This window comes from Pseudomonas rhizosphaerae (genome assembly GCF_000761155.1).
Taxonomy (GTDB): domain Bacteria; phylum Pseudomonadota; class Gammaproteobacteria; order Pseudomonadales; family Pseudomonadaceae; genus Aquipseudomonas; species Aquipseudomonas rhizosphaerae.
This window is the reverse complement of sequence record NZ_CP009533.1, coordinates 3,865,308-3,881,023: the sequence shown is the minus strand read 5'-3', so window position 1 is coordinate 3,881,023 and position 15,716 is coordinate 3,865,308. Positions and strand designations below refer to the sequence as shown.

General features: G+C 62.6%; 15 protein-coding genes. 8 read left to right on the top strand and 7 right to left on the bottom strand.

Annotation, left to right across the window (positions count from 1 at the left end; genetic code table 11):
- The first annotated feature begins 61 nt into the window (after positions 1-61).
- The 3 genes from fdhD (at position 62) to LT40_RS17220 (ending at position 4,025) form a co-directional block, all read left to right on the top strand.
- Positions 62-925 (top strand): formate dehydrogenase accessory sulfurtransferase FdhD, encoded by an 864-nt coding sequence (gene fdhD / locus LT40_RS17230; RefSeq protein WP_043192321.1) that lies wholly within the window; start codon positions 62-64, stop codon positions 923-925.
- Entirely contained in the window at positions 922-3,258 is a 2,337-nt protein-coding gene (locus LT40_RS17225; protein WP_043192320.1) for an FdhF/YdeP family oxidoreductase, read from the top strand. The genes fdhD and LT40_RS17225 overlap by 4 nt, the downstream gene beginning before the upstream one ends.
- 293 nt (positions 3,259-3,551) lie before the next feature.
- Positions 3,552-4,025 (top strand): glycine zipper 2TM domain-containing protein, encoded by a 474-nt coding sequence (locus LT40_RS17220; protein ID WP_043192319.1) that lies wholly within the window; start codon positions 3,552-3,554, stop codon positions 4,023-4,025.
- 216 nt (positions 4,026-4,241) lie between these two features.
- On the opposite strand, the gene LT40_RS21410 is transcribed toward LT40_RS17220, so the two are convergent.
- The 4 genes from LT40_RS21410 to hslO form a co-directional block, all read right to left on the bottom strand.
- On the bottom strand, positions 4,242-4,454 hold the full coding sequence (locus tag LT40_RS21410) for a type II toxin-antitoxin system RelE/ParE family toxin (protein ID WP_167335528.1): 213 nt from the start codon (positions 4,452-4,454) through the stop codon (positions 4,242-4,244).
- Positions 4,444-4,683 (bottom strand): CopG family ribbon-helix-helix protein, encoded by a 240-nt coding sequence (locus tag LT40_RS17215; protein ID WP_043192318.1) that lies wholly within the window; start codon positions 4,681-4,683, stop codon positions 4,444-4,446. The genes LT40_RS21410 and LT40_RS17215 overlap by 11 nt, the downstream gene beginning before the upstream one ends.
- Positions 4,684-4,847: 164 nt before the next feature.
- A complete protein-coding gene (locus LT40_RS17210; RefSeq protein WP_043192317.1) occupies positions 4,848-6,389 on the bottom strand; it encodes a phosphoenolpyruvate carboxykinase in 1,542 nt (513 codons plus the stop codon).
- 178 nt (positions 6,390-6,567) lie between these two features.
- The gene (hslO, locus tag LT40_RS17205) at positions 6,568-7,470 is read right to left on the bottom strand and encodes an Hsp33 family molecular chaperone HslO (protein WP_043192316.1); all 903 of its coding nucleotides are present in this window, start codon (positions 7,468-7,470) and stop codon (positions 6,568-6,570) included.
- 106 nt (positions 7,471-7,576) lie between these two features.
- On the opposite strand from hslO, the gene LT40_RS17200 reads away from it, so the two are divergent.
- Positions 7,577-8,374 carry a phosphatase PAP2 family protein gene (locus LT40_RS17200; RefSeq protein WP_043192315.1) on the top strand — a complete coding sequence of 266 codons (798 nt, stop codon included), beginning with the start codon at positions 7,577-7,579 and terminating at the stop codon, positions 8,372-8,374.
- A gap of 116 nt (positions 8,375-8,490) precedes the next feature.
- On the opposite strand, the gene LT40_RS17195 is transcribed toward LT40_RS17200, so the two are convergent.
- Positions 8,491-8,895 (bottom strand): RNA-binding S4 domain-containing protein, encoded by a 405-nt coding sequence (locus LT40_RS17195; protein ID WP_043192314.1) that lies wholly within the window; start codon positions 8,893-8,895, stop codon positions 8,491-8,493.
- A gap of 187 nt (positions 8,896-9,082) precedes the next feature.
- Between LT40_RS17195 and rimB the strand changes: the two genes are divergently transcribed.
- Complete coding sequence (gene rimB, locus LT40_RS17190; protein ID WP_043192313.1) at positions 9,083-9,565, top strand: retropepsin-like aspartic endopeptidase RimB; 483 nt, start codon at positions 9,083-9,085, stop codon at positions 9,563-9,565.
- Complete coding sequence (gene rimK / locus LT40_RS17185; RefSeq protein WP_043192312.1) at positions 9,562-10,467, top strand: 30S ribosomal protein S6--L-glutamate ligase; 906 nt, start codon at positions 9,562-9,564, stop codon at positions 10,465-10,467. Before rimB ends, rimK begins: the two co-directional genes overlap by 4 nt.
- A gap of 4 nt (positions 10,468-10,471) precedes the next feature.
- Here the strand turns inward: rimK and LT40_RS17180 are convergent, their stop codons facing one another.
- Both LT40_RS17180 and ompR read right to left on the bottom strand, forming a co-directional pair.
- On the bottom strand, positions 10,472-11,785 hold the full coding sequence (locus tag LT40_RS17180; protein WP_043192311.1) for an ATP-binding protein: 1,314 nt from the start codon (positions 11,783-11,785) through the stop codon (positions 10,472-10,474).
- 114 nt (positions 11,786-11,899) lie between these two features.
- Positions 11,900-12,640, bottom strand: coding sequence for an osmolarity response regulator transcription factor OmpR (ompR, locus tag LT40_RS17175; RefSeq protein WP_043192310.1), 741 nt, complete (start codon positions 12,638-12,640; stop codon positions 11,900-11,902).
- A gap of 275 nt (positions 12,641-12,915) precedes the next feature.
- Here ompR and LT40_RS17170 point away from each other — a divergent pair, with 275 nt between their 5' ends.
- Both LT40_RS17170 and LT40_RS17165 read left to right on the top strand, forming a co-directional pair.
- Positions 12,916-15,237, top strand: coding sequence for a Tex family protein (locus tag LT40_RS17170; RefSeq protein ID WP_043192309.1), 2,322 nt, complete (start codon positions 12,916-12,918; stop codon positions 15,235-15,237).
- Positions 15,237-15,620, top strand: coding sequence for a PaaI family thioesterase (locus tag LT40_RS17165; RefSeq protein WP_052393455.1), 384 nt, complete (start codon positions 15,237-15,239; stop codon positions 15,618-15,620). Before LT40_RS17170 ends, LT40_RS17165 begins: the two co-directional genes overlap by 1 nt.
- Positions 15,621-15,716: the final 96 nt, after the last annotated feature.

Sequence of the window (15,716 nt, the reverse complement as noted above, 5' to 3'; positions counted from 1 at the left end):
ATTAGACGCTGGGCAATCCTGCGCCTAGGCTGAACGCTGAATTCATTGCCGGTCCATTCCCATGAACGCCAAGCACCCGGCCCGCGCGGTGCCCGTTTCTTCCTCGGTTGCACCCCTCGCCAGCTCCATTGCCAGCCCTACAGCCAGCCAGACCTACAGTTATTGCAGCTTGAGCCTGGACGAGCCCGGCAGCACACCGCTCGCTGAAGAAGTGGCGCTGGCGATTGCCTACAACGGCATCAGCCAGGCGGTGATGCTGGTCACGCCCACCGATCTTGAAGACTTCGTCACCGGCTTCAGCATCGGCAGCGGTATCGTGGCCGGCGCCGATGAAATCTACGACATCAAGCTCAGCGGCGAAGGCTCGGCACGTCACGCCGAGGTGCAGATCGCCAACCGCGCCTTCTGGAACCTCAAGACCCAGCGTCGGCAACTGGCCGGCAGCAGCGGCTGCGGGTTGTGCGGCGTCGAGGCCGTGGAGCAGGCGCTGCCCGAATTGGCGGTGTTGCCCGGTGCGTCCTTGCCGCCAGCGCAGTGGCTCGAAGGCCTGCGCCAACGCATCGGCGCGTTCCAGCCCCTGGGCCAGCGCAGCGGCGCGGTGCACGCGGCGCTGTTCATGGACGCCACCGGCACCCTGCTGCTGGGCCGCGAAGACATTGGCCGCCACAACGCCCTCGACAAAGTGATCGGCGCCCTGGTGCGGCAGGACATCGACAGCACTGGCGGCCTGGCCATCGTCACCAGCCGCTGCAGTCTGGAACTCATTCAAAAAGTACTGCGCGCCGGCATCCAGACCCTGGTCAGCCTGTCGTCGCCCACCGGCCTGGCCCTGCAATGGGCACGCCGGCATAACCTGAACCTCATTCACCTGCCGCAGCACAGCGCGCCGCGGGTCTATAGCCCTGCGTTGGAGAATCAAGCGTGAGCATTCACAATCAAGCCGACAAGACCCCTGTTCCCCGCTACAAGCCCTACAAGGGCGCTGCCGGCGGCTGGGGCGCACTGATCAGCGTGACGCAGTTCTGGCTGAGCAGCGACAACGCGCTGAAGAACATCCGCACCATGCTTAAGACCAACCAGAACGGCGGCTTCGATTGCCCGGGTTGCGCCTGGGGCGATTCGCCGGAAAGCGGCATGGTGAAATTCTGCGAGAACGGCGCCAAGGCGGTGAACTGGGAAGCGACCAAGCGCCGTGTCGACCCGGCGTTCTTCGCCAAGCACAGCGTGACCTCGCTGCTCGAGCAAAGCGACTACTGGCTCGAATACCAGGGCCGCTTGACCGAGCCGATGGTCTACGACGCCACCAGCGACCGCTATGTCCCGATTGCCTGGGACGACGCCTACGCGCTGGTCGCCAAGCATCTGCTCAACCTTGAAAGCCCCAACCAGGCCGAGTTCTACACCTCGGGCCGGGCCAGCAACGAAGCGGCCTACCTGTACCAGCTGTTCGTGCGCGCCTACGGCACGAACAACTTTCCCGATTGCTCGAACATGTGCCACGAAGCCAGTGGCGTGGCGCTGTCGCAGAGCGTCGGGGTCGGCAAGGGAACGGTGACGTTCGAAGACTTCGAGCATGCCGACGCCATCTTCGTCTGGGGCCAGAACCCCGGCACCAACCATCCGCGTATGCTCGAACCGCTGCGCGAAGCGGTCCAGCGCGGCGCGCAGGTGGTCTGCATCAACCCGCTCAAGGAGCGTGGCCTGGAGCGCTTCCAGCACCCACAGCACCCGATCGAGATGCTCACCAACGGTGACCGTCCCACCAACACCGCGTACTTCCGTCCGGCCCTGGGCGGCGATATGGCGATGATGCGCGGCATGGCCAAGTTCCTGCTGCAATGGGAGCGCGAGGCCCAGGCCAATAACGCGCCGTCGGTGTTCGACCACGACTTCCTCAACGAGCACACCGCTACCGTGCTCGAATACCTGGCCGCGATCGATGACACGTCCTGGGAGCACATCGTCGAGCAGTCCGGCCTGCCGCTGGACGACATCGAGCTGGCTGCACGCATGTACCTCAAGGGCAAGAACGTCATCATGTGCTGGGCCATGGGCATTACCCAGCACCGTCACTCGGTGCCGACCATCCAGGAAATCTCCAACCTGATGCTGCTGCGCGGCAACATTGGCCGTCCGGGCGCCGGCCTGTGCCCGGTCCGTGGTCACAGCAACGTGCAGGGCGACCGCACCATGGGTATCAACGAACGCCCTCCGGCGTTCCTGCTCGATGCTCTGGAAAAGCGCTTCGGTTTCGATGTGCCGCGCAGCAACGGCCACAACGTGGTGGAAGCCATCCATGCCATGGCCGAAGGTCGGGCCAAGGTTTTCATTGCCCTGGGCGGCAACTTTGCCCAGGCCACGCCGGACAGCACGCGCACGGCGCAGGCGCTGCGCAACTGCGAGCTGACGGTGCAGATCAGCACCAAGCTCAACCGCAGCCACCTGATGCACGGCAAGCAGGCGTTGATTCTGCCATGCCTGGGCCGCACCGATATCGACCAGCAGAGCGAGGGCCCGCAGGCAGTCACCGTGGAAGACTCGTTCAGCATGGTGCACGCCTCCAACGGCCAGCTGCAGCCGCTGTCCAAGCAGATGCGCTCCGAACCGGCCATCGTTGCCGGCATCGCCGCCGCAACCCTGGGCGCGCAGCCGGTGGACTGGAACTGGCTGATCGGCGACTACGACCGTATCCGTGACCTGATTGCCGACACCCTGCCCGGTTTCAAGGATTTCAACGAGCGTCTCAAGCACCCTGGCGGGTTCTACCTGGGCAACAGCGCCGGCGCACGTCGCTGGAATACGCCCACCGGACGTGCCAACTTCAAGCCCAACCGCCTGCCCTCGGACCTGATCGACGAGCGGGTGCGCGCCACTGGCCAGGTGCCGGACCTGATCATGCAGTCAATGCGCTCCCACGATCAGTACAACACCACGATTTATGGCCTGGACGACCGCTACCGCGGCGTGCGCGGCCAGCGTGACGTGTTGTTCGCCAATGAAGCCGACATCATTCGCCTGGGCTTCCGCCCGGGTCAGAAAGCCGATCTGGTATCACTCTGGGAAGATGGCCGCGAGCGCCGCGTGAAGGGCTTCACCTTGCTGGCATTCGACATTCCAGCCGGCCAGGCAGCGGCGTACTACCCCGAGGTCAACCCGCTGGTGCCGCTGGAAAGCGTGGGCGAAGGCAGCAGCACGCCAACCTCCAAGTTCGTTGCCATTCGCCTGGAGCAGCCTGCCCCAAGCGCCCGCATCGCCTGACGCTCACGCAGAGAAGGGCGTTTGTTCAAATCAACGCGGCTTGCGCCGCTGTTACAGGGATCACACCCACCCTGTAGCAGCGGCGCAAGCCGCGTAGCTCTTGATCTTGATCTCGATCTCAACCAAAAGACGCCACTCCGCAAGTACCTGCGACCGCCCTCCCCGCTCAAAGTTTCCCCATGAAACTTCAGAATCTCAGAATTGCGTACTTATCGCGCTTTCCATCACATCGCGCTTGTCGGACGACCGATCGCATAGCAAAGTCGCGCCGTCATCCCTCTGAGATCTGATCGATGAAATTTCCCTCGATACTTTTGTTGACCCTTGGCCTGGTGACAGGCGCTGCCTCTGCAGGCAGTAACACCGAAGCCGGTGTAGGGGGCGCATTGGGTGGGGTACTGGGCGCGGTGGTCGGCCAGCAACTGGGCGGCAGCACCGGCTCAACCATTGGCGCAGGCCTGGGCGGTGCGGCCGGCAGCGCAGTCGGCGCCGACAAGCGCAACCGTGGCCAGGCCGCGATTGGTGGCGCCTTGGGCGCTGCAGGCGGCAACGTAGTGGGCCGCAACGTAGGCGGCAGCACCGGTGGCCTGGTGGGTGCCGCAACCGGCGGCGGCGCCGGCGGTGCGCTGGGCAACTACATGGGCACCTCCGCCGACCGCGACGACCGTGACGATCGCCGCTATCGCGGCCACGACAACCGCGGCAAATCAAAACACCGCGACCGCGGCCGCCATGTCGGCCACAACAAGCACTGGCGCGATCGCTGAGTCTTCTCTATTAGAGCAAAGCCTTCTTTGTAGGAGTGGGCGGCGGGGTATCTACCGCCCACGCAGTGTCGTGCATCTTCCTGCCTTTAATCCGACTCCAACCCCTCGGAAAGATAACCCAACCCGTGCGCGACGGCTGAGCCGCTACCAGCTGCCCGGCGGTGCCCGCCGTGTGTGGAAGATATGCAGAACGATCAGTCGATCGCCTTCAATTCGTTAGGGAATCACATAGGGCCAGCCGGGCATTATCCACTCGCGCGTTCCTTCTACACGACCTTTGCGGCCCAGCCTTGGGAACTCGGAGAGACGCTCAACGCCTTCCCGCACTTCGGACACGAATCGGCTCGCCGCCAACTCACTGCCCTCGGCGATGTAACTGGCTTCATGATCAAGAGCCCTGAGGGCTTTGGTCAGCCACTCAGTTCGCACTATTGCCCCATTTTTTCCACAAGGCGCTTACTTCTTCAGCGCTTGCAACATTGCCTGCTTTCAGTTCACGAAGGCTGTCCTTGATCTCTTCTATCTGCCAACTTTCACGCTGCAAGTATTCGCGCATGGCTTGAAGCACTAAAAACGATTCGCTATGCCCCGTATCACGCGCAAGACGCGACAAGGACTCAGCCATATCATCAGGTATGGGAAATGACATTGGGGACATGCTCGCCTCCATCTTGATCAGTTGACGTCAGCAAGAATACACCGCGTTTTCGCTAGGTGGATGGGCATCTTGTCGCCAACGATGTCGTGTTGATCCTGCGAAAATCGAACACACAGAAACGAAAAAACCGCCCACAAGGGGCGGTTTCTTTCACCAGCCGCTGCTTACAACTGCGGACCAGCGGCCTTGATCGAGTCGCTCACGTCGAACTTCTTGAAGTTTTCGATGAACAGCGAAGCCAGGCCCTTGGCGGCTTCGTCGTAGGCGGCTGGATCAGCCCAGGTGTTGCGTGGGTTGAGCAGGTTGGTATCGACGCCTGGGACGACCTTTGGCACGTCCAGGTTGACGATGTCCAGGTGCTCGGTCTCGGTGCCGATCAGGGCGCCGCTCTGGATCGCTGCAATCACGCCACGAGTGGTGGGGATGTTGAAGCGCTTGCCGACGCCGTAGCCGCCACCGGTCCAGCCAGTGTTGACCAGGTAGACCTTGGAGCCGAAGCCACGGATACGCTTGATCAGCAGTTCGGCGTACTCGCCTGCCGGACGTGGGAAGAACGGTGCGCCGAAGCAGGTCGAGAAGGTCGACTTGATGCCACTGCCCGAACCCATCTCGGTCGAACCCACCAGCGCGGTGTAGCCGGACAGGAAGTGATAGGCCGCCTGCTCTTCGCTGAGGATGGACACTGGCGGCAGCACGCCGGTCAGGTCGCAGGTCAGGAAGATCACGGCATTGGGCTCGCCACCCAGGTTCTTCGGTGCGCGCTTCTCGATCAGCTCGCGCGGGTACGCGGCACGGCTGTTCTGGGTCAGGCTGTCATCGGCGTAGTCGGCTTTCTTGTCGGCATCGAGCACGACGTTTTCCAGCACGGCGCCATGCTGAATGGCTTTCCAGATGACCGGCTCGTTCTTCTCGGACAGGTCGATGCACTTGGCGTAGCAACCGCCTTCGATGTTGAACACCACGCCCACACCCCAACCGTGCTCGTCGTCACCGATCAGGTAACGGCTTTCATCGGCCGACAGGGTGGTCTTGCCGGTGCCCGACAGGCCGAAGAACAAGGTGACGTCGCCGTCTTCGCCCATGTTCGCGGCGCAGTGCATCGGCAGCACGTCGGCGGCCGGCAGCAGGAAGTTCTGCACCGAGAACATCGCTTTCTTCATCTCGCCGGCATAGCGCATGCCTGCGATCAGCACCTTGCGGGCCGCGAAATTGATGATCACGGTACCGTCGGAGTTGGTGCCGTCACGCTCTGGCACGCACTCGAACTCGGGCGCGTTGAGCACCTGCCATTCATCCTTGCCACCGGCGTTGTACTGCTCCGGGTTGATGAACAGGCAACGGCCGAACAGGTTGTGCCAGGCGGTCTGGGTAGTCATCTTGACCGGCAGGTAGTGCGCCGGATCGGAGCCTACATGAACGTGGGAAACGAACCGCTCACGCTCGCCCAGATAGGCTTCGACGCGATCCCACAGGGCATCGAACTTGTCGGCCGGGAATTTGCGGTTGATCGGGCCCCAAGCAATGGCATCCTGGGTAGTGGGCTCTTCGACGATGAAACGGTCGACTGGCGAACGACCGGTACGATGACCGGTACGCACCACCAGAGCACCGGTATCGGCAAGCTCGCCTTCACCACGGCTCAAGGCTTCTTTAACCAGATCATCTACAGTCAGATCGGCGTATACGGCGTTCTTGGCTTGCGTCATGAGGTTCCCCGTCGGCTCTGGGCCGAGTGCTCCAAACGTTTTGTAGTAAGTTTACAACAACCACTACAGCTAAAAAGTGGGCCGGATTATGCCAGAAACGCTTGGAAAAAATAGCGTCTTCCTGTCGGTAACGGCGTTATTCCGGCGTATTTTTGCGGATTTAGCGAGACTAATCGCTTCAGTGACGGGTATCTGACGGAGCGTCGACCCCAGCTCCACTGAAAAGCTGGTCGACGTCGGTGGCGTCAAACAAATATCGCTGGTTGCAGAACTGACAGTCGATTTCCACCGTACCGCCGTGTTCCTTGAGCAACTCACGTGCATCGTCGTGCCCAAGACTGACAAGCGCTCGTGCCGAACGCTCCCTGGAACAGCTGCAGCGAAACCGAATCGGCTGGGCCTCGAAAAGCCGCAGTGCCTGTTCGTGGTACAGGCGGTACAGCACGGTTTCGTTATCCAGGCCCAACAGTTCTTCGGCCGTGAGGGTGTCTGCCAGGGTGGTGACGGTCTTCCAGCTTTCGGCGCGATCGTCCTCGTCCTTGATCACGGCAGCAGGCAATTGCTGCAGCAGCAAGCCACGCGCACGCTGGCCATCGGCCTTGAGCCAGAAGCGTGTGCCGAGCTGTTCGGAAAGGGCGAAATAATTGGAGAAACTCGCCGACAGGTCGGCGCCTTCCAGATCCACGATGCCTTGGTAGCGCTGACCTTCGGTAGGGTCGATGGTCATCGCCAGGGTACCGGCGGGCATCAGTTCCGGCAGGCCATCGGTGTCGCTGATCCGCTCGGCATGGAAGCGCGCCAGGCCGCGGATTTCGCGTTCACTGGAGCACTCGATCATCAACAACGGCACGGGGCCTTCGGAACGCGCCTGCAGAATCAGCAAGCCGTCGAACTTGAGCGTCCCCACCAGCAGGGCCGCAGCCGCCATGAACTCGCCCAGCAGCAGCTGCACCGGCAGCGGATAGTCGTGCTTGGCCAGGACCTCGGCGTAGCTGCGTTCCAATGCTACCGCCTCACCGCGTACATCGGCGTCGTCGAAAATAAAGCGTTGGGTGAAATCGGCTTCAGGAAGATCGTGCATAAGTCCAGTATCTGAGAATGGTGACAAAATGTGTAGCGGCTTTTATAAAGCCCGCTTCAGAGCGCTCGCTTGATCGCTCACTGCCCTGTGGATGTAGAGGTATCTTATGAACAAAGCCCCACTGTTCCAAGCCAGGTGGAACGTTAGCGGCTTGCTGCTGTGCAATTCAATCCCGATCGTGCTGTTGTGCTTCTGGTTATGGCCTATTGGCCATCATTTGTGTACAGCATTCGACGAATGGCTGTTTCACCTGCTCAACGCACCCCTGGCCAGCAATGCAGCATGGCGTTACGTGTGGACCCTGGGCAGCCTGCGGCCCTTCGACATCGTGGTCGGCGTGATCATGCTGGCGTTGCTGATCCGCGGCAATTGGGTGTTCAAGACGGGGCAGGTTCGCCAGGCCTTTTTTGGCTTCATGGCCGTGCTGCTGCTCTTAGTGGTGGTGCGTGCGCTGTTTTCCAAGTGGATACACGCAATGGGCTGGGACCATGACAGCCCGAGCATGGTCCTGGCCAACCCCGTACTGCTCAGCGACTGGTACCCGGATCTGGAACGCCACTGGGAACTCAAGGACCGCTCCAGCCAGAGTTTTCCAGGCGATCATGCTTCGGTGCTGCTGATCTGGGCGCTGTTCATGAGCGTCTGTACCCGCAGGCTCATGCAGCGGCTGTGCATCTGGGTCCTGGCCCTGATATTCATGCTGCCACGCCTGGTGGCGGGCGCCCACTGGGGGCAGGACGACTACATTGGCGGCGTGCTGATGGCCGTCTGGGCGCTCGGCTGGGGCTACTACACGCCTTTCGCGGCTCACACTTCGCAGTGGCTGGTACGGATCACCGAGCCGTTGTTCAGGCTGCTGGCGAAGCTGCCAATCATCGGCCGGTCGAGTATCGTCGCAGGGTGACGCGGTGTCTGTCCCGGCCTCTTCGCGGGCAGAGAGCTCGCCGCCCGCCCCGCTCCCACAAGGGGATGAACTGTGGGAGCGGGCAGTGCCCGCGAAGAGGCCGGCACTGCCCCACATCAATCTGCCGAACGAAAACTGAACAACTGCCGACGCTGCTTCTTCGAAGGCTTGCCGTCAGTGGTCACGCCCAGCGCGCCCGCCTTGCGCATGGCTGCCGCAGCCTCGCGCTTGGCCTGGCTCTGCTCGGTTTCACGGTACAGCGTCTGCGCTTCGGGCGCGCCACGGCGCACGATGGACAGCGCCTCGATGATCACGCTGCGCTCGTCGAAACCGGTGCGTATCTGCAACTCATCGCCTACATGCGGCTCCTTGCCCGGCTTGCAGCGCTCGCCGCGATAATGCACCTTGCCGCTTTCGATCGCTTCCTTGGCCAGGGCGCGGGTCTTGTAGAAGCGCGCGGCCCACAGCCATTTGTCCAGACGGACCTTTTCCTCTTCTTCCTGCTTGTGCTTCTGTGCCACAGGCTCACCTCGCGAAATGCCGTCATCAAACTGTACTACCGTGCCTGTCGGATGCAAGCGGCGGTCTTTACGATTACAGTGCACGCACGCTTGCCAAGCGGCATCGGGCTGGGTTGAATTGATCCAGACCGCGCCGGTCTGAAGCTTGCGTATACGGGTCCATCCCTACCTCTTGCGGTTTGCCGATTTGAAGACATTTGACCATCTGACCGTTATCGGTCTGCGCGAGTGGGTGGCGTTGCCCGACCTGGGAGTCGCCGGCCTGCGCGCCAAGATCGATACCGGCGCCAGCACCTCCAGCCTGCACGCCACGGACATCGAGCCGTTCACCCGTGCCGGCGAGAAATGGGTGCGTTTCACCGCTCATCTGGGCACCGTGGTGCAACTGCGCCACCGACGCTGCGAAGCACCGCTGGTGGCCATGAAAACCATCAAGAGCTCCAATGGCCATGCGCAGACGCGCTACGTGATCAAGACAACGCTGGCTCTGGGCGACCGGGTCTGGACAGTCGAATTCACCCTGGCTTGCCGCAAGTCCATGCGTTACCGCCTGCTGCTGGGTTCCAAGGCGCTGGTCCACGGCCAACTGGTCGTGAACCCGGGCGTCACCTACGTTCAAGACAAGCCGGTGTTCCCGGCCTCTACTACCTCTGCCACAGGTGTTGCATGAAGATCGCTGTGCTGTCGCGCAATCCGCGTCTGTATTCCACTCGTCGTCTGATCGAAGCCGGTACTGCCCGTGGCCATGAAATGGTGGTGATCGACACGCTGCGCGCGTATATGAACATCGCCAGTCACAAACCGCAGATCCACTACCGGGGCAAGCCGCTGCAAGGCTTCGATGCGGTCATTCCGCGCATCGGTGCGTCGGTCACGTTCTATGGCTGCGCAGTGCTGCGTCAGTTCGAAATGATGGATGTCTTTCCGCTGAACGAATCGGTGGCCATCGCCCGCTCGCGGGACAAGCTGCGCTCCCTGCAACTGCTGTCACGGCGAGGCATCGGCCTGCCCGTCACCGGCTTCGCCCACTCGCCGGACGACATCCCCGATCTGATCAGCATGGTCCATGGCGCCCCGCTGGTGATCAAGGTGCTCGAAGGCACCCAGGGCATCGGCGTGGTGCTTTGCGAAACAGCCACCGCCGCCGAGTCGGTGATCGAGGCCTTCATGGGCCTCAAACAGGACATCATGGTTCAGGAGTACATCAAGGAAGCCGGCGGCGCCGACATTCGCTGCTTCGTGGTCGGTGACAAGGTGATTGCGGCGATGAAGCGTCAGGCCAAGCCCGGCGAGTTTCGCTCCAACCTGCACCGCGGTGGCAGTGCCAGCCTGATCAAGATCACCCCCGAAGAGCGCATGACCGCCATTCGCGCCGCCAAGGTGATGGGCCTCAGCGTTGCCGGCGTGGACATCCTGCGCTCCAACCACGGCCCCTTGGTGATGGAGGTGAACTCATCGCCCGGCCTGGAAGGTATCGAGGTGACCACCGGCAAGGATGTGGCCGGGATGATCATCGAGCACATCGAGAAAAACAGCGGCCCGAACATGACCCGTACCAAGGGCAAGGGTTAACCCCCTACACGGCATCCCTGGGCAACATCAGGCCCAGTGGCAGCCGTACTCGCGCCTCCAGCCCCCCCGTCGAACGATTACGCAGCTCTACGTTGCCGCCATGCATGGCGGCAATGCGCTTGACGATCGCCAGACCCAACCCGGTGCCCTTGCCACTGCGCGCACGGTCGCCACGGATGAACGGGTCGAAGATCCCGGCCAGTTCACCCGGATCGATACCCGCTCCGCGGTCCAGCACGCTGAGCACGACATAAGGCGCGTTGTCGTCGCCCGAGACATTGACCGCCACCTCCACGCCGCTGCCGGCATGGTAGAGGGCGTTGCCGATCAGGTTGTTCAGCAGCCGCTTCATGGATACCCGACGCAGCGGAAACGGCGGGATCGGCTCCATACGCAGCAGCACCTGCTGCTCGGCCTGGTTGTAGGGCGCAACCACTTCCTGCACCAGATGCCCAAGGTCGACGACCTCGACGCTTTCATCACGGCCGTCGCGGATGAAGGCCAGGAACTGATCGAGGATCGCGTCCATGTCCTCGATGTCGCGGACCATGTCTGGGGTGAACTCGTTATCCGAGGTCATCAATTCCAGTGACAGGCGCAAGCGCGTCAGCGGCGTACGCAAGTCATGGGACACCCCGGCCAGCATCAACTCGCGTTCGCGGCCGGCCTGTTCGACATCCTCGGCCATCTGGTTGAAAGCGCGGTACACCTCGGTCATCTCGCTGGGCGTGTCACTCACCGGCAGACGCACGCTGCGGCCCTGCCCCAGTTGCCGAGCAGCGAACACCAGGCGCTTGAGCGGCTGGTTGAGCTGACGCACGAAAATCCAGGCCGAAGCGGTCGACAGCAGGCCGATCGCCAGGAACCAGCCCAGCACGCTCCAGATCTTCTGCCCGCGCAATGGGTGTGGATAGAGGGGTACCTTCAACCAACCGGCACCCAGGCTCGGTGCGCGCACCCACAATGCAGGCGGGGCATGCACGCGCAACCGCACTTCGGTGTCTTCGCCCAGCTCGGCCTGCATCTGGCGCTGGTAGATTTCACTGTAGGGCCAGTGCTGCTCGCCTTCCGGCACACCGCCGCCGACCACGCGAATCAGGCCCGCGGCATCGGCGATCTGGTCGCGGTTGTTCTCGTCCGCCGCCCAGTAGGCGCGCAGGGTCAGCGCCACGCCGTGACTGTACTGACGATCGACCAGCACGTCCTCGTTCATCAGCAGATACACCAGAGTCAGGGCCTTGGAGAACAGGACCACGACCAGCACCAGCCAGAGGGTTCGAGCGAAGAAACTTTGGGGAAACCAGACAGGGGTCTTCATTGCGCGGCGATCACATAGGTTGCAGGAGCGAGCAGGCTCGCAGACATTGTGGATGACGAAAATCCCGAATCAACGAGTGATTCAGGATATCGCTCCTACAAAAACCCCAAGAGTCTACCGGGCAGCGTTGCCATCGGGTACGAACACGTAACCTACGCCCCAGACCGTTTGAATGTAGCGCGGCTTGGACGGGTCGGGCTCGATCATGCGGCGTAGCCGGGAGATCTGCACGTCGATGGAGCGCTCCAGGGCGTCCCATTCGCGGCCGCGGGCCAGGTTCATGAGTTTGTCACGGGTCAATGGCTGGCGGGCGTTCATCACCAGCGCCTTGAGCACCGCAAACTCACCGGTGGTGAGCATGTGCACTTCGTCGCCGCGCTTGAGCTCGCGGGTGGCCAGGGAGAGTTCGTAGTCGCCGAAGGAAACCGACTCGTCCTCGCTGCCCGGCGCGCCTGGAACCGGTGCCGACTGGCGGCGCAGCACGGCCTTGACCCGGGCCATCAGTTCGTCGGGGTTGAAGGGCTTGGCCAGGTAGTCGTCCGCGCCCAGCTCCAGACCCTTGATGCGGCTGAGCTCGTCACCCTTGGCGGTCAACATGATGATCGGCACCTGATTGTTGCCGGCACGCATGCGGCGGCAGGCGGACAGGCCGTCTTCACCGGGCAGCATCAAGTCCAAGACAACCAGGTGGAACACTTCGCGGGCCAGCAGACGGTCCATTTGCTCGACATTGGGCACGGCGCGCGCACGGTAGCCTTTGCTGGTGAAGAATCGCTCCAGCAGGCTGCTCAATCCTGGATCGTCGTCAACGATGAGGATCTTTTCACCTTCGGCTGCTTGTGCGGTACTGCTCATGGGTTGCTCCTTTGATCTCGGCGCGCATTATGGCGTAGCTGCCGACGCTCGTGCCGTGTGCATTGTTAGCAGATTTTTCCTGGGCCGCCAGTCACATTCCTTCATCGCCCAGGCGTCGGGTTCGCGCCAAGACGAAGTCGCTGGGTATACTGCGCGGCTCGTCAGTCAGGCAACGTCTGCCCGAGGGCGTTCGCTGCCGCGGTGCCCCAAGCGTGCCCGTACCCCAGGCCCGCGACGGACTGCACCTTGTACCTATCATTTTTCAGGTGGTTATCATGATCAGCATAAACAGCCGCATCGCCGAGGAACTCGGTGTCCGCCCTCAACAGGTCGAAGCGGCCGTCGCACTGCTGGATGAAGGTTCGACCGTGCCTTTCATCGCTCGTTACCGCAAGGAAGTGACCGGCAGCCTTGACGACACCCAACTGCGGCATCTCGAAGAGCGGCTGCGCTATCTGCGCGAACTCGACGAGCGCCGCGTCAGCATCCTTGCCAGCATCGAGGAGCAGGGCAAGCTGACGCCCGAGCTGGCCCGCGATATCAAGCAAGCCGAGACCAAGACGCGCCTGGAAGACCTCTACCTGCCGTACAAGCAGAAGCGCCGCACCAAGGGCCAGATCGCCCTGGAAGCCGGCCTCGGCGAGCTGGCCGACCGCCTGTTCGCCGACCCGACGCTGAGCCCGGAAACCGAAGCGGCTCGCTTCGTCGACGGCGACAAGGGCGTGCTCGACGTCAAGGCCGCGCTGGAAGGCGCCAAGTACATCCTGATGGAACGCTTCGCCGAAGACGCCACGCTGCTGGCCAAGCTGCGTGACTTCCTCAAGCAGGAAGCGGTGCTCAGCGCCCGCGTACTGGCCGGCAAGGAAGAGGAAGGCGCCAAGTTCCGCGACTACTTCGAACACGACGAGCCGCTCAAGAGCATGCCTTCGCACCGCGCCCTGGCCATTTTCCGCGGGCGTAACGAGGGCATCCTCGGTTCGTCGCTGAAGGTGGGCGAGGAACTGCCCGGCACCCTGCACCCCTGCGAAATGATGATCGGCGAACGTTTCGGCGTGAAAAACCAGCAGCGCGCTGCCGACAAGTGGCTTGGCGAAGTGGTGCGCTGGACCTGGAAGGTCAAGCTCTACACGCACCTGGAAACCGACCTGCTGAGCGAACTGCGCGAGAACGCCGAAAGCGAAGCCATCAACGTCTTCGCGCACAACCTGCACGACCTGTTGCTGGCTGCCCCGGCTGGCCCGCGCGCCACCCTGGGCCTGGACCCCGGCCTGCGCACCGGCTGCAAGGTGGCCGTGGTGGACGCCACCGGCAAGCTGCTCGATCACGCCACGGTGTATCCGCACGTGCCGCACAACAAGTGGGACCAGACCCTGGCCACGCTGGCCGCCCTGTGCGCCAAGCATGCCGTGGACCTGATCGCCATCGGCAACGGCACCGCCAGCCGCGAGACCGACAAGCTGGCCGCCGAGCTGATCAAGAAATACCCTGGGCTGAAAATGACCAAGGTCATGGTGTCCGAAGCCGGTGCGTCGGTGTATTCGGCCTCGGAGCTGGCGGCTCGCGAGTTTCCCGACCTGGACGTGTCGATTCGCGGTGCGGTGTCGATTGCCCGGCGCCTGCAGGATCCACTGGCCGAACTGGTGAAGATCGATCCGAAATCCATTGGTGTGGGCCAGTACCAGCACGACGTCTCGCAGCTCAAGCTGGCGCGCGGCCTGGATGCCGTGGTCGAGGACTGCGTGAACGCCGTGGGCGTGGACGTCAACACCGCCTCCGTGGCCTTGTTGGCGCGCATTTCCGGGCTCAACGCCACGCTGGCGCAGAACATCGTCGCGCATCGCGACGAGCATGGTGCGTTCCGCACTCGCGCGGCGCTGAAAAAAGTCTCGCGCCTGGGTGAAAAGACTTTCGAACAGGCGGCCGGCTTCCTGCGCGTCATGAACGGCGACAATCCCCTGGACGCCTCGGCCGTCCACCCCGAAGCCTATGTGCTGGTGCAGCGAATCGCTGCAGGTACCGATCGCGACATCCGCTCGCTGATCGGCGACAGCGGCTTTCTCAAGCGCCTGGACCCGAAGAAATTCACCGACGAAACCTTCGGCCTGCCAACCGTCACCGACATCCTCCAGGAACTGGACAAGCCAGGCCGCGACCCTCGTCCCGGGTTCAAGACCGCCGAATTCCAGGACGGTGTGGAAGACCTCAAGGACCTGCAACTGGGCATGGTGCTCGAAGGCGTGGTCACCAACGTGACCAACTTCGGCGCGTTCGTCGATATCGGTGTACACCAGGACGGTCTGGTCCACATCTCGGCCTTGTCGGAAAAATTCATCAAGGACCCGCGCGAAGCGGTGAAGGCTGGCGACGTGGTCAAGGTCAAGGTGATGGAGGTGGACATTCCACGCAAACGCGTGGGGCTGTCGATGCGCATGGGTGATACGCCTGGCGAGAAAGTCGACGGCGCACGGGGCAGCCGTCCCGGTGCCGCGGCGCGTCAGCAGGCCGCTCCGGCACGGGTCAAGGAACCTGCCGCTGCCCCGGCCAACGGTGCCATGGCATCCTTGTTCGCCAACGCCAAACAGCTGAAGAAACGCTGATGCAGATCGACGACGACCTGACTCAAAGCGCCTACTTTCGAAACCTCGGCTGCGAGGTGCGGCGCCTGGACGCCGGCGTGGCGGAAGTGGCGCTGCCAATGGCCGAACACCTGCGCAACCGCGGACAGGTGATGCACGGCGGCGCCATCTTCAGCCTGGTCGACATCGCCATGGGCCTGGCCTGCTCGACCTCCCACGGCTTCGATAATCAAAGCGTCACGCTCGAATGCAAGATCAATTACCTTCGCGCGGTGTCAGAAGGTGAGGTGATCTGCAAGGCCCAGGTATTGCACGCCGGCCGACGCACCATGGTGGTCGAGGCCGAGGTGCTTCAGGGCGAAAAACTGATGGCAAAGGCACAAGGTACTTTCGTGGTTCTCTAGCCCGAAGGGGTCGTTCTGCGGTAATTTCGGCACGGCGCAGGCGGTGTCGATTGCAGTACGGCCTGTACCTTGCCCGATCGAAACCAGGCGACGACG

What these genes read in the sequence shown, in the direction of transcription:
- LT40_RS17215 (WP_043192318.1), bottom strand. Translation starts at nt 4,683, where the DNA reads ATGTCCCCAATGTCATTTCCCATACCTGATGATATGGCTGAGTCCTTG.
- LT40_RS17165 (WP_052393455.1), top strand. Translation starts at nt 15,237, where the DNA reads ATGCAGATCGACGACGACCTGACTCAAAGCGCCTACTTTCGAAACCTC.
- LT40_RS17170 (WP_043192309.1), top strand. Translation starts at nt 12,916, where the DNA reads ATGATCAGCATAAACAGCCGCATCGCCGAGGAACTCGGTGTCCGCCCT.
- ompR (WP_043192310.1), bottom strand. Translation starts at nt 12,640, where the DNA reads ATGAGCAGTACCGCACAAGCAGCCGAAGGTGAAAAGATCCTCATCGTT.
- LT40_RS17210 (WP_043192317.1), bottom strand. Translation starts at nt 6,389, where the DNA reads ATGACGCAAGCCAAGAACGCCGTATACGCCGATCTGACTGTAGATGAT.
- fdhD (WP_043192321.1), top strand. Translation starts at nt 62, where the DNA reads ATGAACGCCAAGCACCCGGCCCGCGCGGTGCCCGTTTCTTCCTCGGTT.
- LT40_RS17200 (WP_043192315.1), top strand. Translation starts at nt 7,577, where the DNA reads ATGAACAAAGCCCCACTGTTCCAAGCCAGGTGGAACGTTAGCGGCTTG.
- hslO (WP_043192316.1), bottom strand. Translation starts at nt 7,470, where the DNA reads ATGCACGATCTTCCTGAAGCCGATTTCACCCAACGCTTTATTTTCGAC.
- LT40_RS17180 (WP_043192311.1), bottom strand. Translation starts at nt 11,785, where the DNA reads ATGAAGACCCCTGTCTGGTTTCCCCAAAGTTTCTTCGCTCGAACCCTC.
- rimK (WP_043192312.1), top strand. Translation starts at nt 9,562, where the DNA reads ATGAAGATCGCTGTGCTGTCGCGCAATCCGCGTCTGTATTCCACTCGT.
- LT40_RS17220 (WP_043192319.1), top strand. Translation starts at nt 3,552, where the DNA reads ATGAAATTTCCCTCGATACTTTTGTTGACCCTTGGCCTGGTGACAGGC.